15 protein-coding genes are annotated in these 20,294 nt (G+C 42.5%); 8 read left to right on the top strand and 7 right to left on the bottom strand.

Annotation, left to right across the window (positions count from 1 at the left end; genetic code table 11):
* The first annotated feature begins 22 nt into the window (after positions 1–22).
* The 3 genes from AAEU28_RS06980 to AAEU28_RS06970 all read left to right on the top strand — a co-directional run bounded on the left by AAEU28_RS06980 (position 23) and on the right by AAEU28_RS06970 (position 2,552).
* Positions 23–514, top strand: a complete 492-nt coding sequence (locus tag AAEU28_RS06980) for a CinA family protein (protein WP_421963490.1) — start codon at positions 23–25, stop codon at positions 512–514.
* Between the two features lie 66 nt (positions 515–580).
* Entirely contained in the window at positions 581–1,627 is a 1,047-nt protein-coding gene (gene recA, locus AAEU28_RS06975; protein WP_058031021.1) for a recombinase RecA, read from the top strand.
* A gap of 250 nt (positions 1,628–1,877) precedes the next feature.
* Positions 1,878–2,552: a hypothetical protein gene (locus tag AAEU28_RS06970; protein ID WP_421963466.1), complete on the top strand. Its 675-nt coding sequence runs from the start codon at positions 1,878–1,880 to the stop codon at positions 2,550–2,552.
* A 184-nt stretch (positions 2,553–2,736) separates the two neighbouring features.
* Here AAEU28_RS06970 and recG read toward each other — a convergent pair whose 3' ends face one another.
* From recG to asnC, 3 genes are read right to left on the bottom strand one after another with little or no spacing between them, the layout of a single operon-like run.
* Entirely contained in the window at positions 2,737–4,824 is a 2,088-nt protein-coding gene (gene recG / locus AAEU28_RS06965) for an ATP-dependent DNA helicase RecG (protein WP_421963465.1), read from the bottom strand.
* Positions 4,825–4,850: 26 nt separating this feature from the next.
* Positions 4,851–5,546, bottom strand: coding sequence for a tRNA (guanosine(18)-2'-O)-methyltransferase TrmH (gene trmH, locus AAEU28_RS06960; RefSeq protein ID WP_058031018.1), 696 nt, complete (start codon positions 5,544–5,546; stop codon positions 4,851–4,853).
* Positions 5,547–5,597: 51 nt separating this feature from the next.
* Positions 5,598–6,056, bottom strand: a complete 459-nt coding sequence (gene asnC, locus AAEU28_RS06955) for a transcriptional regulator AsnC (protein ID WP_421963464.1) — start codon at positions 6,054–6,056, stop codon at positions 5,598–5,600.
* A gap of 242 nt (positions 6,057–6,298) precedes the next feature.
* On the opposite strand from asnC, the gene asnA reads away from it, so the two are divergent.
* Positions 6,299–7,294, top strand: coding sequence for an aspartate--ammonia ligase (gene asnA / locus AAEU28_RS06950; RefSeq protein WP_421963463.1), 996 nt, complete (start codon positions 6,299–6,301; stop codon positions 7,292–7,294).
* A 374-nt stretch (positions 7,295–7,668) separates the two neighbouring features.
* On the opposite strand, the gene AAEU28_RS06945 is transcribed toward asnA, so the two are convergent.
* From AAEU28_RS06945 to gorA, 3 genes are all read right to left on the bottom strand, one after another.
* On the bottom strand, positions 7,669–9,273 hold the full coding sequence (locus tag AAEU28_RS06945) for a DUF342 domain-containing protein (protein ID WP_421963462.1): 1,605 nt from the start codon (positions 9,271–9,273) through the stop codon (positions 7,669–7,671).
* Between the two features lie 211 nt (positions 9,274–9,484).
* Positions 9,485–10,675: a conjugal transfer protein TraF gene (locus tag AAEU28_RS06940; protein WP_421963461.1), complete on the bottom strand. Its 1,191-nt coding sequence runs from the start codon at positions 10,673–10,675 to the stop codon at positions 9,485–9,487.
* Positions 10,676–10,992: 317 nt separating this feature from the next.
* The gene (gorA, locus tag AAEU28_RS06935; protein WP_421963460.1) at positions 10,993–12,351 is read right to left on the bottom strand and encodes a glutathione-disulfide reductase; all 1,359 of its coding nucleotides are present in this window, start codon (positions 12,349–12,351) and stop codon (positions 10,993–10,995) included.
* A gap of 176 nt (positions 12,352–12,527) precedes the next feature.
* Between gorA and prlC the strand changes: the two genes are divergently transcribed.
* From prlC to AAEU28_RS06915, 4 genes are all read left to right on the top strand, one after another.
* Positions 12,528–14,564: an oligopeptidase A gene (prlC, locus tag AAEU28_RS06930; protein WP_421963459.1), complete on the top strand. Its 2,037-nt coding sequence runs from the start codon at positions 12,528–12,530 to the stop codon at positions 14,562–14,564.
* A 355-nt stretch (positions 14,565–14,919) separates the two neighbouring features.
* Complete coding sequence (locus AAEU28_RS06925) at positions 14,920–16,056, top strand: response regulator (protein ID WP_138477946.1); 1,137 nt, start codon at positions 14,920–14,922, stop codon at positions 16,054–16,056.
* A gap of 90 nt (positions 16,057–16,146) precedes the next feature.
* Entirely contained in the window at positions 16,147–16,926 is a 780-nt protein-coding gene (locus AAEU28_RS06920; protein WP_421963458.1) for a class I SAM-dependent methyltransferase, read from the top strand.
* Positions 16,927–17,058: 132 nt separating this feature from the next.
* Positions 17,059–18,984 carry a methyl-accepting chemotaxis protein gene (locus AAEU28_RS06915; RefSeq protein WP_421963457.1) on the top strand — a complete coding sequence of 642 codons (1,926 nt, stop codon included), beginning with the start codon at positions 17,059–17,061 and terminating at the stop codon, positions 18,982–18,984.
* 290 nt (positions 18,985–19,274) lie between these two features.
* On the opposite strand, the gene AAEU28_RS06910 is transcribed toward AAEU28_RS06915, so the two are convergent.
* A complete protein-coding gene (locus tag AAEU28_RS06910; RefSeq protein ID WP_421963456.1) occupies positions 19,275–20,291 on the bottom strand; it encodes a hypothetical protein in 1,017 nt (338 codons plus the stop codon).
* Positions 20,292–20,294 lie beyond the last annotated feature (3 nt).

The following is a 20,294-nucleotide window of genomic DNA, read 5'->3' as shown; positions in this document are numbered from 1 at the left end:
GCAATGACCTAAAAGGATAATGATGGAGCTACAGCAACAAGTGAGTACTCTAGCGTCAAAGTTGGGCGCTATTTTAGCTGATAAACGACTGACGATCACTACCGCTGAATCATGCACAGGCGGAGGAGTGAGTTATGCGCTTACCGATACATCGGGCAGTTCACGATATATTGATCGCTGCTTTGTTACCTACAGTAATGAAGCGAAGCAAGCATTGCTGGGGGTAACTGAAAGTACTCTTCAGGAGTACGGTGCAGTCAGTGAACAAACCGTGTTAGAAATGTGTGCAGGCGCTGCAAAAGCTGCCAATGCAGACCTTGCTATTGCAATTTCGGGAGTCGCTGGGCCTACAGGGGGCAGTGATGAAAAACCAGTAGGTACTGTATGGTTTGGCCTATGTTTGTCGGGAAAACAGCACACTTATCATTGTGTTTTTACTGGAAATAGAGCTGAAGTTAGAGAGCAAGCTATTGTTTTTTCTTTAGAAAAGTCAATTGAGCTATTAAATTCATAAAAATATGCTTGATACTGTAATTTCATACAGTATACTTACTGGCATTACGCAAGATTGGAGAAGCAAATGAACGACAATAAACAAAAGGCACTAGATGCCGCGTTATCACAAATTGAACGCCAATTTGGTAAAGGTTCAATCATGAAACTAGGTGATAGCCAAGCGTTAGACATTGAAGCAATTTCTACAGGCTCACTAGGTATTGATATCGCATTAGGCATAGGTGGTTTACCAACTGGTCGTATTGTCGAGATTTATGGCCCTGAATCATCAGGTAAAACCACGCTTACTCTTCAAGTTATTGCAGAAGCGCAAAAGCAAGGCAAAACATGTGCATTCGTAGATGCTGAGCATGCATTAGATCCAGTCTATGCAGAAAAGCTGGGTGTTAACGTTGACGAGCTACTTGTTTCTCAGCCAGACACGGGTGAGCAAGCATTAGAAATCTGTGACATGCTAGTTCGTTCAGGTGCAGTAGATGTGGTGATTGTTGACTCGGTAGCAGCACTAACACCTAAAGCTGAAATTGAAGGTGATATGGGTGATGCACACGTAGGTCTTCAAGCGCGTCTAATGTCACAAGCTTTGCGTAAACTAACTGCAAATATCAAACGTTCAAATACGCTTTGTATCTTCATCAACCAAATTCGTATGAAGATTGGTGTAATGTTCGGTAACCCAGAAACAACGACGGGTGGTAATGCACTTAAGTTCTACTCATCAGTACGTATTGATATTCGTCGCATTGGCTCAGTGAAAGATGGCGATGAAGTAGTGGGTAACGAAACTCGAGTTAAAGTTGTTAAGAACAAAGTTGCACCGCCATTTAAGCAAGCTGAATTTATCATCATGTATGGTCAAGGTATCTCTAAAGAAGGTGAGTTAATTGACCTAGGTGTGAAGCACAAACTGGTTGAAAAATCAGGTGCATGGTACAGCTACAACGGCAGCAAAGTTGGTCAAGGTAAGTCTAACTCAATTAAATTCTTAAAAGAGAACGTTGAGATCGCTAACGAGATTGAAGGTAAGCTAAGAGATATGCTTTTACTTCAAGCGACTATCGAGCCTGAAGAAGGTGAAGATAAAGGTTTAGCGGAAGGCGCAGAGCTTTAACCACAACTAAATTCAGAATATCAAACAACATCTCCAAAGCCTGCTTAGCAGGCTTTTTTTGTTTTCATACCTCGTTGATTATCCTTACTACAGGTTGCTGGTGAATGTGCCATAGCTAAGCAACGTAAAGAAAAGTGCATAGGTAAACATCTACTCAGATTAAAGAAATTTAAAATTGGTGGTTTATCTTTTTTATAATCCCTTTAAACTTATCGTGTTTCTTATTTATAAATAAGGTTACCGTAAGTCTATGAAAGTACACCTTGGTCGTCGCGCATTTTCAGCTATGGAACTACATACTTTGTTCCATGGATATATTTACGGTGATGAAAAGCAAAAGCGTGAACAACCAAAGCATTGGCACTTCTGGTTGCCTCTGATTGCTTACTATACCGGTGCTTATAGCGATGAAATTGGCAATTTAACCCTTGATGATGTGGTAAAAATAGAGGGCGTGCATAGCTTTAAATTTGCGACACACCAGAAAATTCAATCCAGAGTGGTGCCTATTCATACTGCACTATGGCAGGCAGGATTAGAACCTTACCTAGAATTTGTGAAAAGCCAAAACGAACAGCGTTTGCTGTTTGATCTACCAGCTAAAACAGGACGTTACAGCGAAAAAGTGCGTATCTGGTTTTCTGGTGAAGGCAAGCGATTAGGATATCTACAAAAGTGCGATATCCCAAGTATCGATCAGCAAGGTCACAAAACGTCAGTGAGTAGCTTGCGTTTGAACTTCGAGCAGCAAATTCGTATTTCAGCCATTCAACACTTAAACAAACCTGCATTTCATTATTTGTTGGGCCTAAAAGATAACGACCTACTAAAAGAACCTTCACCACAGTTATTAAAGAAGATCATTGCACCCGTGCGCGTGATCAATTCATCAGTGCATTGGCAGCGCTTTTTAGAAAGGCATTGATTCCTGTTTATAGGTTAGTTTACATGTTTTAGAGATTTTCGGACCAAAGCCATGACCTACAGGTGAAAAGAGAGCTCCTTGGTGAAGGTCGTCTGATTTAAAGATTTTCGAGCTAAAGCCGTTACCAGCAGGTTAAAAGCGCTTTTGTGTAGGTCTTCACCTATGGCGACAATTTATTTAGCAATCAGGCCATCGCTAACTCTGACTTACCACCTAACCAGCGAGCTACCAGCGGCTTCACCGTTTCAGGCTGTTGCTGCATCAATGTAAAAGCCAGAGCGCGAACTTGAGGTAATAAGTGCTTATCACGAGTTAGGTCTGCCACTTTAAACTCGGCTAAGCCAGTTTGTTTAGTGCCAAGCACCTCACCTGGGCCGCGAATTTCTAAATCCCGCTCTGCAATCACAAAACCATCATTGCTGTCTCTCAGTACACCTAAGCGCTTTTGAGCCGTTACAGACAGTGGTGCATGATAGAGTAGTAGGCAATGTGATGCGATGGCACCTCGGCCAACACGGCCTCTTAGCTGGTGGAGTTGGGCTAATCCTAAGCGTTCAGGGTTTTCGATAATGATTAAACTGGCATTGGGGACGTCGACTCCAACTTCAATCACGGTTGTCGCAACTAACACATGATATTCACCAGCTTTAAAAGCTGCCATGATCTCTTGCTTTTCTTGTGGCTTCATTCGGCCATGCACTAGGGCTATTTTTAATTCTGGCAGTAATTCTTTTAATTGCGCAGCGGTGTCTTCTGCGGCTTGGCACTGTAAAACTTCAGATTCATCGATAAGCGTACAGACCCAATAAACTTGGCGCTGATCTTCTATACAGGCACTTTTCACCCTTTGTATAACTTGCTCGCGGCGTGTATCTGGCACCGCCACTGTGGTGATTGGCGTGCGCCCCGGAGGGAGTTCATCAATGACCGACGTTTCTAAGTCTGCGTAAGCGGTCATTGCTAATGTTCGCGGAATAGGCGTGGCGGTCATGACTAACTGATGCGGGTAGCAGTTATTAAATTTACCCTTTTCTCTGAGCGCTAAACGTTGATGCACACCAAAGCGGTGCTGCTCATCAATGATGATCAATGCCAGATTATGAAATTCGACTTGTTCTTGGAAAAGCGCGTGAGTACCGATCACCATCTGGGCTTTGCCAGAAGCGATATTTTCGAGTACTTGAGTACGCTCTTTGCCTTTGGTTTTGCCACCTAACCAAGCAGTTTCTACACCTAAGCTACTGAACCAATTTTTAAAACTAATGCCATGCTGCTCAGATAAAATTTCAGTTGGGGCCATTAACGCCACCTGATAACCCTTGGCAATTGCAGTTAAAGCACTGAGCGCGGCAACTAAGGTTTTACCAGAGCCCACATCACCTTGGACTAAACGCATCATAGGGTAAGGCTGCTGTAAGTCTTGTTTTATTTCTGCCACGACGCGACTTTGCGCATTGGTTGGACTAAACGGTAGCTGAGCTAAAAATTCAGGTTCGAGTTTATTCGTTGGTGGTAAGGACACCGCTTGCACCGCCTGACCTTTCTGACGAAGTTGCAATAAACTGAGGTTTTGCGCTAATAGCTCTTCAAATGCTAAACGCTGCTGCGCGGGATGCTCCCCCAATTCGAGTAAACTCAAGTCGGTATCTTGAGGTGGTCGATGAAGTTGCAATACCGCATCTTTTAAGCTCAGTTGATTAGGGCGATATTGCTGCGGTAAATATTCTTCTAAATCATATTTATCGAGTAAGTCGAGTGCTTTGTTGGCAATACTCCGAATGCTTAGCTGCTTTAACCCTTCGGTTGTAGGGTAAACCGCGGTTAGGGTTGCGAGGTTCGGATCTTGCGGCTCTGTTGGGCAACTGCGAATATTGTATTCTGGATGTGCCATTTCAAGCCCAGCACGTCCCCGTCTTACTTCTCCGAAACATCGGATGATCTTGCCGGGTGACATGGCATTCTTTTGTGCAGCATTAAAATTAAAGAATCGCAGCGTAAGCCTACCGGTTCCATCGTTAACGTGACAAACCAACATGCGACGTTTACCGAATGTAATATCACTGTGCTCAATTTCAGCTTCAATACTGACATGAGTATGGGGCATTAACTCATTAATTGTATAAGTGCGAGCGCGGTCTTCGTAGCGAAGCGGTAAATGAAATAGCATGTCTTGCACAGAGGCAATGCCTAATTTAGCTAAGCGTTCGGCAACTTTAGGCCCAACACCTTTGAGCTCAGTGATCGGGTAGTTGGCTAAATTAGGACTCGACATACTATTCCTTAATGATTTATATATGACTACTTTTGCTTGAACTTAAGCGTGTTCCAAAACGCTTCATCTGCGACAATTTCACCTTCATCATCGAGTGCAGGATAAGGTAAGCCTTTCTCCACACAACGATTCGCAATAATAGGATGGCAGCCTTCAAACAAGAGTTTGTGTTTAACCTCAGCATCTAACATATCGTTGCGATCGTAAAGGCCAGCTTCTTCACGCTGTCTTTGTGCTTCATATAAAATCAGTGCAGCAGCCACCGATACATTGAGTGATTGCACCATACCAGCCATTGGAATAACAATGTGCTTATCGGCATGGGCAAGTGCTTTGTCCGAGATGCCTAAACGTTCTTGACCCACGATCACAGCCGTTGGCTTGGTGTAATCAATTTCGCGGAAATCAACGGCTTCATCACTGAGGTTAGTTGCTAACAATTGAATGCCCGGGTTTTGTTCGCGGATCGCAGCAACCGCCTGATCAATATCATCATGCATGTGGGTCTCAACCCAGTTTTTACTGCCGCCAGAGGTGTTGTTCGTTAAGCGACGCTGATCTTGTGGCCATACAGCATGTACATGGTGGCAGCCTACAGCGTCAGCTGTGCGCACAATGGCAGATAAATTATGATGTTTATGCACTTCATCTAAACATACCGTTAAGTCGGTTTGGCGTCTGTCTAAAACCTGCTTTACGCGATGAAAACGTTTATTGTCCACGGTTACTACTCTAATTCTCAAAATTGCGTCGATTATACGTGTTTATCACGCTTAGGGCATTACTTCACGGCAAATTGGGTTTTGCAGTGAAATCAGTGTTTCTGTTGATTGAATGGCTTCTATGGTTTGTATTTTATTGATCAGCACATCTTGTAGGTGATCGATTGAACGCGCCATTACTTTAATAAAAATACTGTAGTTACCCGTGGTGTAATAAGCTTCTACAACTTCATTAAAGCCTCTTAACTGCTCAATGGTGCTCGGGTAGTCACCCGCATGTTTTAGGTTAACCCCAATAAAACAGCAAACGTCATAACCCAGTTGCTTTGGATCTATGGTGACTTGCGTACCAAGGATGATCCCCGCTTGTTTCATCTTCTCAATTCGAACATGAATGGTGCCCGAACTCACGGCAAATCGTTTTGCTAATTCGGCATAAGGTGTACGCGCATTATCCATTAATGCGTGCAAAATCGATTTATCGAGATTATCGATCTGATAATTTTCCATGCTTTTAAAGGCTCATAATTTATGAATCATTAAAATTTACCTGATTTTTTTAATGAAAAATATAGCGTAACGGTATTTTTGTTATTGGATCTTGTTTTTATGTTCAAATTTGTTGACGATGGATTTAACAGCACAGAGCGAGCTGGGTTGAGTATATCGATTCGCTTAACTAAAAAATTGAGTGTTATTGCGAAGCGGTATACCCGCCTGTGTCATCGAATATTGGGAATGAGGAACCAAATATGAAAACAAGTTATCTAGAAACACAAAAACAGATCAGTGCCGTGAAACGTTTTTTCTCGGAGCAACTAGAAAGTCAGCTTGGCTTGTTAGAAGTTCAAGCGCCTATTTTGGCTAAAGTAGGCGACGGCATTCAAGATAACTTGAGCGGTACAGAAAAAGCGGTTTCGGTGAAAGTAAAAACATTACCTGAAGCGAGTTTTGAAGTGGTGCATTCACTGGCTAAATGGAAACGCAAAACTTTAGGTGATCATGGCTTTTCTGTCGGTGAGGGGCTATACACACACATGAAAGCGCTGCGTCCTGATGAAGATAAACTATCGCCGATTCACTCTGTCTTTGTCGACCAATGGGATTGGGAAAAAATCATTTGTGCTGACAGTGAACGTTCCCTAACAAAACTAAAATCTACCGTTGAAACATTATTTTCAGCCATCAAAGCAACTGAGCAAATGGTGGCGAGCGAGTTTGGTTTAGCGCCATTCTTACCTGAAAAAATTACTTTTGTGCACAGTGAAGAATTACGTCAAATGTATCCTGACTTTACCGCTAAGCAACGCGAAAAGGCCATTGCTCAAGAATATGGTGCGGTATTCTTAATCGGCATTGGTGGTGCATTAGGTGACGGAGAAATTCATGATGTGCGTGCCCCTGACTATGATGACTGGTCTACAGCAACTTGTGATAAATATCAGGGTCTGAACGGCGATATCTTAGTTTGGAACCCAGTACTTGAAGATGCGTTTGAGATCTCCTCTATGGGTATTCGTGTTTGCCCTGAGTCGTTAAAGCGTCAGTTAGCCATCACTTCAGATGATGCGCGTTTAGAGCAAGATTGGCACCAGCAGTTGGTGGCGGGTGAGATGCCGCAAACCATAGGCGGTGGTATTGGGCAGTCGCGATTAGTGATGTTGATGCTACAAAAACAGCATATTGCACAGGTGCAAGTAGGCGTGTGGAGCGATGTATTAAAGCAGCAAGTTGAAGGTGTGTTGTAAGCTGAAAGTCACAAGCTGTAAGCTACAAGTTAGCGAATGATGAGAATTAGTCACCCTGAACTTGTTTCAGGGTCTATGACCTAAAAAATAAATTCCGAAACTAGTTCGGAATGACAAGGTTGAGCTAGTAGAGTTTCGCTTCGATTTGTAGGAGCCGGTTTATCCTGCGCTTTTTTGCGCGCAACATAAAGTCGACGCCTGCTGGTTTAGAATATATTTAAGAGTCTATTTTGAGTTAATTTGGTCGTAGTTACAGCGACATGTTTTAAAGATTGCTGGGCTAAAGCCGCGACCTACAGGTGTAAAAGGGTCGTTTGGTATGTCTTTATTAATGAACATAAGTTTATAAACCAACTAACAAAAACAAATAGAGTTTAAAACTCAATCTTTACTTCATTATCGATGAGCTTGGCTGTACACGGAGGATATTGTCTTTGTGTTTTATAAACGCGATCGAAGATATGTATCTCGACGTCACTGTTTAAGGCTTTATTAACCGTTAATTGGGTGTTGTCGAGTAAATCATGCAAGTGGTGATCTAATTCACTGAGCTGCTTTTCTAGTTGTTCAGCTTGTTGGCAATAATGTTGCTGAGTTGCCAAAATTTTCTGCATAATTTCTTTTTTCTTATCAGCATCTTTTAAATGGTCTGCTTTTTCTACCGCTTGCTGAAGAGCGTTTAGCTGCTCTTCAACGGCACTCAACTCTTTTACACATTCATCCGTTTTTTCAGTTAAATTCATTCCACTGCGGGCCAAGAAAATATTCATTTTGGTACCAGATGATGTGCCAATTTCTCCAGCAATCACTTTCTGTGCATCAATAATTTCACCACCGATTAATTTACCGTTTGGTTTGTCACCATCACCAATGGCAATAGTATCAATTGCTTTCAAGTCACAATGGTTGCTTTGTTTATGTACAATAATGTTATTTGCTTCAAGGTAAGCATATTGGCCATGAGAAATCTCAATATTCCCCCCAGCGATGAGCTTACAAGTAAGTTCTTCATCATTGTGTTGGTGATCAAGGTGACCAATAGCAGCCTGTTTTACCTCAATGTTTCCTTTTGTTTGTATTTCGGCTGATTCTACACTGCCAAGAATAGTGACATCACCTTTGGCGATAATTTTCATACCCGGCGCAACGCTTTTGCTGACGATCACACTGCCATCAAATTCAATATGGCCACTTTTAACACTGACTTCATCAATGGTAAAAACATCGTCCACTCTCAAGCCGTTATTGATTTCGCTCGGGCAACCCGACAGTGTTGCAATCAGTTGTAGAGGGTTTTTAGTTGAGATTTCGGTGCCTTCCCCGGCTGTTAATTGAAAAGTATCACCAGGCTTAGCTGGTAAGGTTTCTCCTAAAACGTTAAAACCATCAGCACCGTTTGTAGCGGGAATTTGTGTTGCTAATAGTGTTCCTTTTTCGACACTTGCTAAGGCGCCAAAGTCACGCATGTCGACGCTACCATCTTCACGAAGTTTGGGTTGTTTTAAGCGTTGCTTTAACGTGCATACATGCAGTTTTAACGTGGCAGGCTCGCCGTTGGTCGGCAATCTCCCCTGTGCAAGCATTTCTGAAACTTCATCTCCAGGCTGAGCTAGATGTTGTTTCTTGAGTAAACTCTCAAGGTAGACATTTTTGAAACCACGGGTAACGCCAGCGGCAATCAGTGCTTTTTTTGCCTCTTCGAGCGAAATGGCCTTACCGCCATAGGCGACTGTAATTGTACCAATTGCTTGCATTTTCTCTTCACAGACATCGACTTTAAATGTGGCGTCACGCTTAATGGCGACCGCTAAAATCTTTTCTGTTTGATCGCCTTTAAAATACGCCTTAATACTCTCGTGATCTACTTCACATTGCGCAAACGGCGACTGTTTTAAGGCATCAAGAATAAAGCCTTCGCTCGGAGGCGCGGCTTGAGCAATGTCCATTAAAATTTTGCCATTATGTGCAAGTTTAAACACGTTATCCACCTTATAAAGCGAAAACCTAATACTTTTGGTTAGTTAAATTTGTTTTAACTACCTCCAGATTGCTTAAAAGTAAGGCATTAGTCAAGTGTGTAAGATCAAAGGTTTGGGTGATAGCTAAACTAACAAGCAGGGAGGAAAATGAAGCTGGGGGAAAAGTAAAACTGTGGGCACAATGAAGGTGTTATGCCCACAGTCAAAGTGATTACAACGTGAAGCTAAGCTGTAAACCAGCGCCTATGTCGTTCTCACCAGATGTTTGTGCCATTAAGTCTAGGCGTACAACGCCAAATGGGCTTAATCCAAAGCCAACACTGTAGCTGTCTTCTTTATCGCCATTGAAATCGTGACGGTAACCAGCACGAATTTGTACCCAGTCAAACGCATTTAACTCTAAACCAAGACGTGCGAATTGGCTTTCTTCAGTTAGGTTTGAATGTTGAGGTGCAGTTAAATCAACATCAGCAGCAAGGGTAACGATGTCACCGTTGTAAGAGATACCTGCAATATACTCAGGCCCAACTTTGTAAGAAGGCGTGATACCTTGGCTTGTTACAGAGTCGTAGTCATTTTCGATGAGGTTTTTAGCCACAAAACCAACAGTGACTCTTTCAGTTAGCTCAGTTGCTAAGCCAATATCAAAGTTGAAGTTATTTTCTGTTTTCGTGTAATCGTTTGCATCAAAGTCGTCTTCGTCAAAGTCATTTACTTTTGATACGTAGTTAAATGAATCAACTTGTTGGAACTTAGGTGTGATACTCCAATATACTTGCTTATCAGAAACAGTAAACTGATTTGCATAGGCAAAACCTATTTCGCTAATTGCTGCACCGACAACTTGTAAGCGAGAGTTTAGCTCTTCAAGTTCTTCAGGCGTTTGTGCATTTGCAATTACATTTACATCATCACCAGAAATGAATAGGTTTGCAGTTGCATCAATATCTGTATTTGCATAAAGCGCAAAGCCACCAATGCGGCTAGGTGAAGCAAGAGCCAGCGCTAGGTTTGCTTCGATATTGATGCCACCGTTTAATTTATCTAAATCAGATGCTAGTTGTTTTCTAGCTCTATCTAATTGATCGACTGTAACATTACCGCCCGATTCAGCTAGCTCTAGTAAGTCTGAAAGTTCGTCAAAGCTATCTTGGAAAGTATCGATATGGTCACGTAATTCTTGCTCGTCTCGAACAAATACGTTAGCAGAAGGTAAGATTAAGCCGAAATCGTCAGTCTCATCAGAGTGGCGATTGATCAACGCAGGGTTAATTAACACTGAAGATAGGTAGTCTGCAGAAGCGACACCGACATTACCCATACCTTGAGAACGAGTATCAGCAGCTGAAACAGCTGCAGACGTTGCACTTGCTAAGAGTGCTAAAGCAATACGTTTTTTCATCTATGAAAACCTTGTTGTATTGAGCAGAAAAGTTACGCTTATTCTAGCAGCTTCAGCGGCATCGCATAAAAACTTTCAGTTAAAAAAATATGAAAGATTAATTGATATCAACTTTCTTAATAACTAGAGAGTAGATAGCTCAGGCTCGAACGCGAGACTGAGGGGCGGGTTGAGTTTAGCTGAAGACTTGCGAGAGCAAAGTTGGCGAGAGAAAAGTGAGCGAGATATGAGAATAAAGTTGATTGACTGCGCTGGTTTACTCAGCGCTTTTAGGCTCGGTCGCGAGATAGAATACACCGAGCCTAAAAAGCTATACGCTACCTCATGGTAACGAATTCCTCAGAACCAGTAGGGTGTATCGCCACTACAGAATCAAAATCAGCTTTCGTTGCGCCCATCTTCATTGCTACAGCAAAACCTTGGATCATTTCGTCAACCGCAAAACCAATACCGTGTAAACCAACAATTTTCTCGTCTTCGCCCACACAAACTAATTTCATTTTACAAGGCTGGCGATGTTGCGTCACAGCGGTGTACATAGCAGCAAACGTAGAAGTGTATACTTTCACATTTTCTTCACCGTGTTGCGCAATCGCTTGTGGCTCAGTTAAACCGATTGTGCCGATTGGCGGGTGGCTAAATACCACTGTTGGTACTAGTTCATAATCCATTTTGGCATTAGGCAATTCTGGGTTAAATAAACGCTCAGCCAACATACGACCTGCTTTTACGGCTACTGGCGTCAGTTCAATACCGCCTTCCATAATGTCGCCCAGTGCATAGATGCCAGGTACAGAGGTGTTTTGATATTCATCTGTTTTAATATAACCGCGTTCAGTGGTTTCAACATCAGTCGCTTGTAGATTGATTAAATCAGTCACTGGCTCGCGCCCAATCGCCCAAATAACTTGATCAACCGTATGAGTGTCGCCATTTTCTAACTGCAAGGTCACAGAGCCGTCAGCTTCTTTTGTCAGCGCTTTCGGCGTGGCATTGGTGTGGAGCGTTGGACCTTCTTTGTCCATTACCTCTGTCAGTGTTTCAACAACCAGTGGGTCGAAGTTACGAAGAGGCGCATGTTTACGAACAAATAGGTGAGTCTCAGTACCTAGACTGCTTAATACGCCTGCAAGTTCTACCGCAATGTAACCTGCGCCAATGACTGCAACGCGACGTGGCTGCTCGTCCAATTCGAAAAAGCCGTTTGAGTCGATACCGTATTCAGCGCCTGGAATATTCGGGATAGAAGGGCGACCGCCTACCGCGATAGAAATATGATCAGCCGTATAATGCTCGCCATTCACTTCGATGGTTTTGTTATCAACGAATTTAGCAAAACCGTTGATCACGGTTACGCCATTTTTTGCTAAATAACCTTCATAGCCCTTATGAATACGGCCAATATAGGCTTCGCGACTTTCTACTAACTTAGCCCAATCGAAGTTTTTAAGTTCAACATCAAAGCCATAGTCTGGTGCGTAAAGCTTAATTGCTTCAGCGACTTGCGCGCCGTGCCACATCACTTTTTTTGGTACACAACCGACGTTTACACACGTGCCGCCCATGTGTTTAGCTTCAATTAAAGCGACTTTTGCGCCACGCATTGCCGCACGGTTAGCCGATGCAATACCACCGCTACCACCGCCAATGGCAATATAATCAAAATGTTGAGCCATAAAAACTCCTTAAAAATTGGTTTTATGTTCTAAGCTTTCTGTAATAGAAAGGCGAAGTATCAAGAATATTTCAGTCTAACTTGTAATTGCGGCATTTGCCCCAATTTCAATGCTAATACGTTAAATATGTCATAAAAGAACATATTAATAGAGCAAGATTAAAGGAAAGAGTATTTATGAGTAACCCACTGATTGGTCTTGAAGGTTTGCCACCATTTTCGAAAATTCAACCAGAGCATGTAGTGCCTGCACTTAAAGCTGCAATAGAACATTGTCGTAAAACCATTGACGAAGTATTGGCAAAACAAGCATTCACTTGGCAAGGGCTGGTGGTGCCACTTGAAGAGGCAGATGACAAGCTTTCTCGTATGTGGTCGCCAGTTTCGCACATGCACTCAGTGGTTAACTCTGAAGATTTACGTAAAGCCTATGATGCGTGTTTACCGCTTATTTCAGAATACTCAACCTATGTGGGTCAGCATCAAGGTTTATATGAAGCCTATAAAGCGTTAAAAGACTCAGAAGAATTTGCATCACTGAGCATTGCTCAGCAGACCTCAATCGACAATGCATTACGCGATTTCACCTTGTCGGGCATTGCATTAGATAGCGATAAGCAAAAGCGTTATGGCGAAATTTCAGCGCGTTTATCAGAGCTTGCTGCAAAGTTTGGTAATAATGTCATGGATGCAACGCAAGCATGGCAAAAGCATATTACAGATGAAAGCGAACTTGCGGGCTTGCCTGAGTCGGCAATTGCGTTAGCGGCGCATACGGCACAAAGCAAAGAACTTGAAGGCTGGGTGTTTACTCTAGATATACCGTCTTACCTTCCTGTGATGACTTACGCTGATAACCGCGAGTTGCGTGAAGAAATGTACCGCGCATTTTGTACTCGCGCATCTGATCAAGGCCCAAATGCCGGTGAATTTGATAACTCAGAGATTATGGCTGAGGAGCTAAAGTTACGTCATGAATTAGCCCAGCTACTAGGTTTTGACAGCTTTGCAGATAAATCATTGGCAACAAAAATGGCTGAAAGTCCGGCGCAGGTTTTTGAGTTTTTAAATGATTTAGCGGCTAAGTCTAAACCACAAGCCGAGCAAGAGCTAAAAGAGCTACAAGCATTTGCCGAGTCTGAATATCAAATGACAGACTTACAAGCCTGGGATTACGGTTACTTTGGTGAGAAATTAAAGCAAGCTAAGTATGCCATTTCAGATGAGCAGCTACGTCCATACTTCCCAGCAGATACGGTATTAAAAGGCTTGTTCATCACAGTTAATAAGCTATTTGGCATTAAAGTTACTGAGCTTTCTGATTTTGATACTTATCATGAAGATGTTCGCTTCTTTGCTGTGCACGATAAAAACGATGAACTTCGCGGTCACTTTTACCTAGATTTATATGCGCGCGAACACAAACGCGGTGGCGCGTGGATGGATGACTGCATGGGTCGTAAAATTCGTGCCAATGGTGAGCTGCAAACACCGGTGGCATACTTAGTATGTAACTTCAATAAAGCCGTCGGCGACAAGCCTGCTTTATTCACTCACAACGAAGTGACCACTTTATTCCACGAGTTTGGTCATGGTATTCACCATATGTTGACGCAAATCGACGCTTCAGCGGTTGCGGGTATTAATGGTGTTGCTTGGGATGCCGTAGAATTACCAAGTCAGTTCTTAGAAAACTGGTGCTACGAAGAAGAGGCGCTGAGCTTTATCTCGGGTCACTTTGAAACTGGAGAGCCATTACCTAAAGAGTTACTTGATAAATTATTGGCTGCGAAAAACTTCCAGTCGGCCATGCAGATGTTACGTCAGTTAGAGTTTAGTTTATTCGACTTCCATATTCATGCTGATTATAAGGCCGAAGAAGGTTGTCAAATTCAGTCTACTTTAAATGAGGTGCGTAAGCGTACAGCCGTGGTTAAAGCGCCTGAGTTTAACCGTTTCCAACATGGCTTTAGTCATATTTTTGCAGGTGGCTATAGCGCGGGTTATTACTCTTACAAATGGGCGGAAGTTTTATCGGCAGACGCGTTTTCTCGTTTTGAAGAAGAAGGCGTGTTTAACCCGCAGACAGGGCAGGACTTTATGCAGAATATTCTCGAAAAAGGCGGTTCTGAAGCGCCAATGGAGCTATTCAAACGCTTTAGAGGTAGAGAACCACAAGTTGACGCATTACTCCGTCATAGTGGTATTGCGTAAAACCTTTATAGCGCGGGATAAGTCCCGCGCTCGTTTTATACCTGTTGTAGGCGGTGACTTTATGTCACGTTTGATTTTAAAAAGCGCAGGGTAAACCAGCGCCTACAATGTACCCGCAAACTTTCATCTCGTATCTCGCTAACTCAACAAAACCCGACTTAAAGTCGGTGCTACCGAAATCATAAGTGCAGGGTATAGCCTGCACAAAGATTGCAAATTTGCATAATAATTACTCAGAGTTTGATGTAGTTATAAAAATAAAAGCGTCTTCGGGCGCTTTTATGCTTTTTGGGGTTCGCAAAATTATCATCTCCAGCTATGCTATTTAAAGACATGATTTATTAAGGGAAATGGTATGAGCAGACTGGTGCTGGCTATCGATGACGACAAGTTAGTGCATAAGATCATCGAAGACGCGTTGGCTGAAAGCTGTAAATTGATCCGAGCTAAAAATGGTGATGAAGGATTGCGGTTAGCCCTTAAATATCAACCCGATATTATTCTTCTTGATGTAGAAATGCCTGGCATGAACGGCTTTGAAGTATGTGAAAAGCTAAAAAAAGCGTCACAAACCAAAGAAATTCCAGTGATGTTTCTTTCTTCTCGCACAGATATCTCTGAGCGTATGCGTGGTTATAACTCTGGTGCTGCAGACTACATAGTAAAACCTTTTAACAGAGAAGAGTTGCTTGCCAGAATCAATGTACTTGATGACTATCGTCAAGTGTCTCAGCGTCTTAAACAAGATATGGAGCAAGCGCAGATAACTGCTGAAATCGCCATGACAGACTCCGGCGATATGGGTCGGATTATGCGCTATGTTGGTCAGTCGTATCACGCCCATGATCTAGAAAGTTTATCGAGCTTTTTCTTCGAGTTCTTTGTGCCTTTACAGCTAGAAGTCGCGGTCGCATTTTGGCATCAACAAGGTGAGGTGTTTAAATCTGCTGAAGGTGCTATTCAGCCAATTGAGCAAGAGTTATTAGAGCAAAATCGTGAAGGTAGTCGTTTTGTCGACTTTGGCCGTCGTACTATCATTAATTACCCGAAGGTTTCCTTACTGATTAAGAATATGCCGACCGAAGATCCAGGCATGTACGGTCGTTACAAAGACTTGCTACCACATATTTTGGAGGCGACGAATGCCAAAATTCAAGATATGGAAGAGAGTGAGCAAGCAATCGAGCAAGTAGCGCACATAGGTCAGGTATGTGATGACATTGCACAACAATTGGTATTTTTAGATATGCATCACAGCACGCAATCTGAAAACTTTGAGCAGTTATTGCAGTCTGCACAAATCGAAAATACAGAGCAATTAAAAGCATTTTCACAACATTTTGCTTTTATGAACGAAGAGATTGATGTCATCAAACAAAAACTCGCTTTGATCACTGAAACGCGAGAAGCACTTCATACCAGTCTTAATAAGTTGAGTCAGCCTTGGAGTGAAGATCAAGTTGCCTCACAAGATGATATAGAGCTTTTTTAATTCACCTTCTTAATTAAGTATTATTGAGGATTGGTATAAATAAGCGTTTCAACGTTATAATGGGCAAGCTGTTCTATAAGGAGTTTGCCCTTGCTAATCCATACCCCCTATCCTGAAAATCGTCCTTATCTTGATGAAATCGAAAAACGCTTTGAATTAGCCAAATGGGCCGAGCAGTGTAATGCCAATGATGTGCCAAATAAAAGCTTGTTTAAGTTGCAATTTGATGAGCATGGATTGCAGTTATTCAAAAGTGATGAACCAAAATTAGGTGCCATTCGAGTTGACTTTGTAACTGGAGCCAGCGCACACCGACGCAAATTTGGCGGTGGCAAAGGTCAAGCAATTGCTAAAGCTGTGGGGCTAAATAAAGGTGCGATACCGCATGTACTTGATGCCACCGCAGGTTTAGGTCGAGATGCTTTTGTATTAGCTGCACTAGGTTGCAAAGTGACCATGCATGAGCGTCACCCTGTGGTTGCAGCATTACTCTATGATGGCCTACAGCGTGCTTACCAAGATACTGAAATAGGTGAGTGGATGAAAGCGCAAGTGGATATGGCGTTTGGTTCTAGTCATGACCTTTTAAATAGTACCTCGATTGAACCGGATGTGGTGTATCTTGATCCTATGTTTCCACATAGAGAAAAGTCGGCACTGGTGAAAAAAGAAATGCGTGTGTTCCAATCTTTAGTGGGAGACGATCACGATGCAGATGCATTACTATCCTTTGCTATGCAATTGGCGAGTAAACGCGTTGCCGTGAAACGCCCTGACTACGCGCCATTCCTCGATGAGCAAAAGCCGAGTATGCAAATCACCACTAAGAAAAACCGTTTTGATGTATACGTAAAAGCAGCAATGAAATAGAGTTTTTATTCTATATAGGAATAAGTAAAAAGTATGCTTTTTACTTAGTTCGCTCTCTTGTTGAACAAATTACATCAAACTGTCATAAAAGGGTAATACGCTAGCGCCGAAATTTGGAACAAAGGGGGTGTTATGCGTGTTTCTGTTTTTACTCGATGGCTGGCAATCTTGCTTACGTCGGCAAGTTTATTTTTGGCTGGCGTGTTGTTTTGGGCGTCGAATTTATTAAATACACTAGATCAGCAGAACACAGGATATAACCAACTCAAAAACACTGTGCTGGTGGAGTTATCAGGTAGCGTTGAAAGCTATCTTAGCAGCGGCGATAGTCAGTATTTAACTGAGTCTTCAGAGATTATCAACAAGCTCAAACAAGCATATATTGGTCAATTACCTGATGAATTAGCTTCGACCATGAGCAATAAGCTAGATGTATTAGATGCAGATATTAACGGAAAGTATCGTGCAATAGGTAAATTGTCTGGCAACGAGATGGCACTACTTGATAATGCCTTGAGGCAAATGAGTGGCTCAGCATCATCTTTAATTAGTTATGCATCTAAAGCAGATGACAGCCCTGTCAAAAAACAATATTACGCGTTAGCGTCTGATTACTTTCAAGCTGTGAACCAACTGAGTATTTTTACCTACCACTTATCAATCAACCCGGATGCGAATACGCAAACGAGCCTACAAAATACCATTTCGACTTTGCAATCTATCGCCAATAAAATCGAACGTTTAGAAAACCTAGGGGTTATGAGCGAAGTCGATGAAGATGCATTGTTTTTTGGCGAAGAAGCAGAAGACTTAGCCGATGAAATCAAATCAGAGCTTTCTAGTTGGGCGAATCGTTTTGGCAAAGACGTACAAAATACCTTTGCGCAATCACAATCTCGCCAAGCGGGTACAAAAGCACTTCGAGCAGATATTCAAACTATTATTGATATTGTGCTATCGGCTGAAAGTGACTTAAAAGTTAGCCAAGACGATTTAAAATTGAATGTTTTGGTTTTATTCAGTGTGGCAATCGGATTGTTGATTCTACTTGCTGCTGGTGTTTACTTTGTGCAGCTAAACCAAGTGCTTAATCCATTGCGACAACTCAGAGATGGTTTTGCTGATTTGATCAATTCAAATGAAATGAAACAAATTCATAGTAAAAACCCTGACACTGAAGTGGGTGAGATAGCTGGTTACTTTAATCAGCTCATTCAGCGCCAACAACTAGAAGCGCAAGAGCGCCAAGAAATGCTGACATTAGTAAATGAGTTTATGGCCCAGATGAGCGAAAGCCTGTCACAGATCAGTCAGCAATCTGAGAACACTTATAATCAAGTAGAGCAAACGCAAGGTCTGCTTCACAACATTAAAGACTTGGGCGAGCAAGCCAACGATATTAATACTCAGGTATCTGATAATGCCAATAGTACCTTTGAAGCCATGTCACACAGTGTGCAATTTGCCGATGCCATGCTAGAGGCGAGCTCTTCAACAGAGCAGCGTGTAGAGCAAGGGCAAGATAGCTTAAATGAATTATTAAAGGGTGTTTCAGACGTAGGTACTGTGGTTGAAATGATCCGTACCATTGCGGAGCAAACTAATTTATTAGCATTAAATGCAGCCATAGAATCGGCGCGAGCGGGTGAGCACGGCCGTGGGTTTGCCGTTGTTGCCGATGAAGTGAGAAAGCTAGCGCAACAAACGCAAGATTCATTGTCTGACATTCATCAGCAGTTAAACACCTTGGGTGAAAACTCTAAGAAAGTATCTGAGCAAATGGGCGCGTTATCACAAGATGCGCAAGCGCAGACTGAACATGCGCAAGAGTTAAAACGTAATTCTGAAGGGGTTGCAGAAAGTGCTCAGACAGCGAATCAAGTTGCAAGTCATGCCATGGAGCTTGCTCAACAACAAAGTGGTTTGGTGGATGATTTCAGTCAAGCTATGTTGAGTATGAAAGACCAAGTAAATAGTTCGAGCCAGCAAGTGAGTGAGATCCAGTCGAAGTTACAGCAACAAATGTTACAAGTGAGGCAAAGTCTCGGTTTGTCATAAAAAAGCGCGATGTAAAATCGCGCCTACAATCTGACTGTGTGAAGTAGGTCTCTGCTTTAGCCCGACGACATTAGCTCAGAGCAAAACCCTTGTCGCCATAAATGACGACCTACGTTGTGCATATTAATTTGGCCTGTAGGTCGGGGTTTTAGCCCGACAAAAGCAGCTCAGAGCAAAACCCTGTCGCCATAAATGACGACCTACATGTACATATTAATTTGACCTGTAGGTCGTGGCTTTAGCCCGACAAAAGCTGCTCAGAGCTAAATCTTGTCGCCATAAATGATGACCTAGACTAACTGCACTTTCTTCAGCATCACTCCTGATTTTTGCATGGTCTTTTCTATTTGCTCAATGGTCATAGGGTCACGACTCACGCCAGATTGAAACCAATTAAGTGTTTGCGCGCTATGTCTGAGTTTAGGCGTGTCATTCAATACACTATGCAAGTAGTTTTCAGCGAATAATTGATGGCTTGTAATATCATTTGAGATAGCCAGCATACCCGGATGAACATGATGCATGTGTACACCTGATTCAGGAGAATGCGCAATAAATCGAGAGGCATTGTAAGCGAGTAAACGTACCTTATTTGAAATGGTTTCTTGTATGTCGCGCATCGCAAATAAGTCATCAAGCCGATTACGATATTTCTCTAAAGACTGTGGTTCAAATAAAACGTTAGCTAATCCATTTTGCGGGGAATGTATCAATCCTTCTTTATCAGTAAGCTGATCTAAAAATAGAATATGATCGGCTTGCCTTGCCTGCGCCAGTACTTTTACATCTGGTAATGCTTTGGGCATAGTCAGAGTCGACCAGTTACTATTATTAGCAACATTCACAAGTTGCGCTTTATGAAACTGCTTATCTGTTTGAGGATCTGCAATCGCTTTAAGCAATGGCGAATTACTCGCAAGCCCCTCTGGCGCATGATAGGCAATAGTAATGTGTTTTCTGTTGATGCCTTTTGATTGTAAGCGTGTCAAACAAGCGCTGACTAATTTATGATCAACACTATAGGGGAATGCTTTTTCACTCACTTGCCCTAAGATAATGAGTACTTTATCTGTTTCAGAATGCTTGAAATTAAGCGCATCCGTTAGTTGGTTGAAGAGCATGTTGGTTTGTGCTTGCTCCAATAGTCCTGCATTTTTTAATTGTATGGTGGCAACCGCGCCATTGTGATTATTAAACACGTTGTCGAGTGCAAAGCTGGGCATACTGCTGGCTAACAATCCCATTCCTGCACCGGTGCCTTTTAAGAAAGCACGTCTTGATAGTCCTTTGTTATTTGATGGTTCCATAAT

This window comes from Pseudoalteromonas sp. SS15 (assembly GCF_049257195.1).
Lineage (GTDB): Bacteria > Pseudomonadota > Gammaproteobacteria > Enterobacterales > Alteromonadaceae > Pseudoalteromonas.
This window is presented reverse-complemented; position numbering and strand designations above follow the sequence as displayed.

What these genes read in the sequence shown, in the direction of transcription:
- AAEU28_RS06925 (WP_138477946.1), top strand. Translation starts at nt 14,920, where the DNA reads ATGAGCAGACTGGTGCTGGCTATCGATGACGACAAGTTAGTGCATAAG.
- asnC (WP_421963464.1), bottom strand. Translation starts at nt 6,056, where the DNA reads ATGGAAAATTATCAGATCGATAATCTCGATAAATCGATTTTGCACGCA.
- AAEU28_RS06915 (WP_421963457.1), top strand. Translation starts at nt 17,059, where the DNA reads ATGCGTGTTTCTGTTTTTACTCGATGGCTGGCAATCTTGCTTACGTCG.
- gorA (WP_421963460.1), bottom strand. Translation starts at nt 12,351, where the DNA reads ATGGCTCAACATTTTGATTATATTGCCATTGGCGGTGGTAGCGGTGGT.
- recA (WP_058031021.1), top strand. Translation starts at nt 581, where the DNA reads ATGAACGACAATAAACAAAAGGCACTAGATGCCGCGTTATCACAAATT.
- prlC (WP_421963459.1), top strand. Translation starts at nt 12,528, where the DNA reads ATGAGTAACCCACTGATTGGTCTTGAAGGTTTGCCACCATTTTCGAAA.
- AAEU28_RS06940 (WP_421963461.1), bottom strand. Translation starts at nt 10,675, where the DNA reads ATGAAAAAACGTATTGCTTTAGCACTCTTAGCAAGTGCAACGTCTGCA.
- asnA (WP_421963463.1), top strand. Translation starts at nt 6,299, where the DNA reads ATGAAAACAAGTTATCTAGAAACACAAAAACAGATCAGTGCCGTGAAA.
- AAEU28_RS06980 (WP_421963490.1), top strand. Translation starts at nt 23, where the DNA reads ATGGAGCTACAGCAACAAGTGAGTACTCTAGCGTCAAAGTTGGGCGCT.
- AAEU28_RS06910 (WP_421963456.1), bottom strand. Translation starts at nt 20,291, where the DNA reads ATGGAACCATCAAATAACAAAGGACTATCAAGACGTGCTTTCTTAAAA.
- recG (WP_421963465.1), bottom strand. Translation starts at nt 4,824, where the DNA reads ATGTCGAGTCCTAATTTAGCCAACTACCCGATCACTGAGCTCAAAGGT.
- AAEU28_RS06970 (WP_421963466.1), top strand. Translation starts at nt 1,878, where the DNA reads ATGAAAGTACACCTTGGTCGTCGCGCATTTTCAGCTATGGAACTACAT.